Genomic DNA, 3201 nt, shown 5'->3' with positions numbered 1-3201 from the left:
GAAGAGGGAAAAGCACTTTTGTATAATGCTTTTCCCTCTAAGTTTCATCGCTAAAAGACCCTATATTTATTTTGCTTCATGAAACAACCCTAAGGCCGGTACTAGACAAGATACCCTGTTTTTTCTTAGAATAAATATGCTGTGCTGCGGCGCAAGCATAATATATTTTAGCGAGGTTTTTATGAATATTAATCCTATGGCAATTATGGAATTGCAGCAGAAATTTAACACCTTCAAGGCTGAGCACCCGCGCGTATTCCCTTTTTTCAATGCGGTAAAGGACTCATCCCTTCAGGAGGGCACCATTTTTGATATGAAAATCACAACTCCGGACGGAGCTTCAAAGCAGTGTAATATCAAGCTTACACAGAATGATATCGATCTTTTCAGAACCATGATGGATATGGGAAGGCAGCAATAATATGAAAGCAGTCATTTTTGATATGGATGGAACCATCCTCGACAGTCTTGAGGATTTAAGAGACAGCGTGAATCATGCTCTTCGTGAGAACGGTCTTCCCGAGCGTTCAACAAAGGAGGTTCGCGCTTTTCTCGGAAAAGGTATGGTATACCTTGTAAATAAATGTGTTCCCGAGGGCACGGATTCCGAGACCGAGAGCAGGGTTCTTGCCATACACAAGGAGTACTACCCTCTTCACTGCGCGGAGAAGACGAAGCCCTATCCCGGAATCTGCGAGCTACTTAGGTCTCTAAAGGATGCTGGAATTAAAACCGCGGTAGTATCCAACAAAACCGATGAAAATGTACACAGGTTGGCAAAGAGTTATTTTGACGGTCTTTTCACAGTGGCTGTAGGCGCAAGAGAAGGTGTTCCGAGAAAGCCCTCACCGGAGCTTGTGGATATCGCGCTCTCTGAGCTTGGTGTGTCAAAATCGGAAGCCGTGTATGTCGGAGACTCTGATATTGATGTTGCCACCGCAAAGAATTCAGAGCTTTCAATGGTTACTGTTTTGTGGGGATTTCGCGATAAGCCTGAGCTTATAGAAGCAGGTGCGGAGCTCTTTGCAAAAGACACAGAGGAACTTAAGGAGATTTTACTTCATGAGTAAACATGGAATGGTAAAAGCTGTCGGTACTCACTTCGAATATGAGGACGGCATAATTTTCTATCCTTTCGGTACAACTATCTATGCCTTCGCGCATCAGACTTCGGAAATAATCGAGCATACCTTTGAGAGCCTTTCCGGCTCTCCTTTTAATAAGGTCAGAATGTGCGTTTTTCCAAAGGACTATACCTATAATAAAAATGAGCCGGAGTTCTATCCGTTCCATAAGACTGGTTCCGGGTGCTGGGATGTAGATTCACCCGATGAGAGATTCTGGAATCATCTGGAAGGCATTATTAAGCACCTTGATAATATGGAGATTCAGTGCGATCTCATTCTTTTCCATCCCTACGACAGATGGGGATTCTCGCAGTTTTCACAGGAAGATAATCTAAAATATCTGCAGAAGTCTTCCGGGACCGGTTGAACCTCCGGCGGGCGGTATTCCTTACTTCTCTGAGCTCTCCGATGAGGAGCGCCGCGAAAAAGAAAAGGATCCCGGGTTTGTCAGTTTCATGAATGCCATAGAACTGATGACTCCCGAGAACTGTCATATGCATTTCTACGCAGAGCACTGCTACAGCGGCAGATGCACTGATAACTCTGCTATCATCAATTATTATTATCTCAGGTGCTGTGCCAGGGATACTCTGGTTTTGCCCACAGATAAGAAGTACAAAGTCGAAGTAATCGACACCTGGAACATGACCAGAGAGGTTGTCCTCGAGAATGCATCAGGAAAGGTTACTGTTGCTCTGCCCGGCAAGCCCTATATGGCTGTGATTGCACACCAGGGAAATAACACTTCCCAGAATCAGTACTGCTCCGGCTATTGGGTAAACGATCAGGAGTCTGTTTGTTGTTCCGTATATAGCCAGAACGCCTGCAAACACACTTCCTACGCTTAATGTTGCGATAGCAGAATTCCATAAATTGATAAAAATAGGGTTCGCCGTTTTTCCAAGCGTATGCATGATCATGTAGGGTAAGACACCCATGATAAGCGGTACCGCAAACGCATAAATCATGAAATATGAATATACGCCATGGCTGTATACTTCATAGATCGCTCCAAACAGAGCCAAAAATATCGTACCTGCGAGGTTTCCAAATAAACTTCTTCTTATGCTACGAAATGAATACAATGTCGCTTACCTCTCTTTCCTTTATCTTTCCGCTTGTGGTCGGATTATTAACAACTTGACCGTTGAAATACATTGTTGATGATCCTCCCCCATCCAGATTGTAAGCTGTTTCCACACCAAGCTTTTCCATAAAGGTTGCCAGCTCATATAGGCTCAGGCCTTCACTTTCCGAAGTTCTCCCGTCTGATACAACAAAAACAAAATGGTTTTCATCAATCATACCGATAGCAGTTCTGGGGTTGCTGCTCATTTCTCTGTCAACTTTGGTGTTGGTACTTACAGCTATTTCGCTGTCCTCCACCAGTGCCGGTCCAAAAGAAAATGCCTGCCATACTCCCTTTTCCACAAGTTCATCTGCCGTATATTCGCTGTCCTTTACTACCTCCATTGATCCGTTCGCATATATGCATAGAACATCAGAGCCATTAGCGCTGTCCCTGTAAGCCACGCCGTTTCTGATCACATATCCGCTTTCACGAGCACCGTAATAATCTCCGTTTACAGCGAGAATTGCGCCATTTTTCTCTGCAATATCGGAGGTGGTATCGGTTACATTTTTTCCGTAAGTATCCTCAGCAAAGGCTGTCTTAAGATACTCGGCGGATGTCAGAGTCACGTCTGCCACATATATTTTAGTGTCATATTCATCGTAAGTAGTGAGCTCGATGGTCACATTCTCATCTTTATAAGATGTCTCTCCTGTGTATTCTGATGTGGTTGTTGATTCACTATTGTTGGCGGATTCTCTGTTGCTAGTTGTATTACTGTCGTTAGTCGATTCACCATCGTCATGCGCATTGTGTTCGTCAGTTGCATCGCCATTATCAGGCACTTTTCTGTCCTTGAATTTTTCCGGGAATCCGGAATCTTTGGACCATTCTCCGGGATGCTTATGCCTGAATTATTCATGACACCTTAGAACCATTCAAAATTGCCTTCGGAAATTTTTCGAAGCACAAACGCTGAAAAATGGCGCGTTTAGAGACTGA

At 44.1% G+C, this 3201-nt stretch carries 5 protein-coding genes; 4 read left to right on the top strand and 1 reads right to left on the bottom strand.

All coding sequences use genetic code 11. The features are described from left to right. Positions 1-181: 181 nt before the first annotated feature. The 4 genes from BLR42_RS22080 to BLR42_RS22065 all read left to right on the top strand — a co-directional run bounded on the left by BLR42_RS22080 (position 182) and on the right by BLR42_RS22065 (position 1975). Positions 182-421 (top strand): hypothetical protein, encoded by a 240-nt coding sequence (locus tag BLR42_RS22080; RefSeq protein ID WP_026498853.1) that lies wholly within the window; start codon positions 182-184, stop codon positions 419-421. A 1-nt stretch (position 422) separates the two neighbouring features. Beyond that, complete coding sequence (locus BLR42_RS22075) at positions 423-1070, top strand: HAD family hydrolase (protein ID WP_091873862.1); 648 nt, start codon at positions 423-425, stop codon at positions 1068-1070. Further along, positions 1063-1494, top strand: coding sequence for a hypothetical protein (locus BLR42_RS22070; RefSeq protein WP_091873860.1), 432 nt, complete (start codon positions 1063-1065; stop codon positions 1492-1494). Before BLR42_RS22075 ends, BLR42_RS22070 begins: the two co-directional genes overlap by 8 nt. An 88-nt stretch (positions 1495-1582) precedes the next feature. Next, a complete protein-coding gene (locus BLR42_RS22065) occupies positions 1583-1975 on the top strand; it encodes a DUF5605 domain-containing protein (protein ID WP_091873857.1) in 393 nt (130 codons plus the stop codon). Between the two features lie 220 nt (positions 1976-2195). Here the strand turns inward: BLR42_RS22065 and BLR42_RS22060 are convergent, their stop codons facing one another. Continuing rightward, positions 2196-3044 carry a phosphodiester glycosidase family protein gene (locus BLR42_RS22060; protein WP_091873854.1) on the bottom strand — a complete coding sequence of 283 codons (849 nt, stop codon included), beginning with the start codon at positions 3042-3044 and terminating at the stop codon, positions 2196-2198. Positions 3045-3201 lie beyond the last annotated feature (157 nt).

It is taken from the genome of Butyrivibrio sp. INlla16 (assembly GCF_900104155.1).
Classification (GTDB): domain Bacteria; phylum Bacillota; class Clostridia; order Lachnospirales; family Lachnospiraceae; genus Butyrivibrio.
Note: the sequence above shows the minus strand (reverse complement) of the source record. Positions and strands in the feature narration are given on the sequence as shown.

What these genes read in the sequence shown, in the direction of transcription:
- BLR42_RS22070 (WP_091873860.1), top strand. Translation starts at nt 1,063, where the DNA reads ATGAGTAAACATGGAATGGTAAAAGCTGTCGGTACTCACTTCGAATAT.
- BLR42_RS22075 (WP_091873862.1), top strand. Translation starts at nt 423, where the DNA reads ATGAAAGCAGTCATTTTTGATATGGATGGAACCATCCTCGACAGTCTT.
- BLR42_RS22080 (WP_026498853.1), top strand. Translation starts at nt 182, where the DNA reads ATGAATATTAATCCTATGGCAATTATGGAATTGCAGCAGAAATTTAAC.
- BLR42_RS22065 (WP_091873857.1), top strand. Translation starts at nt 1,583, where the DNA reads ATGAATGCCATAGAACTGATGACTCCCGAGAACTGTCATATGCATTTC.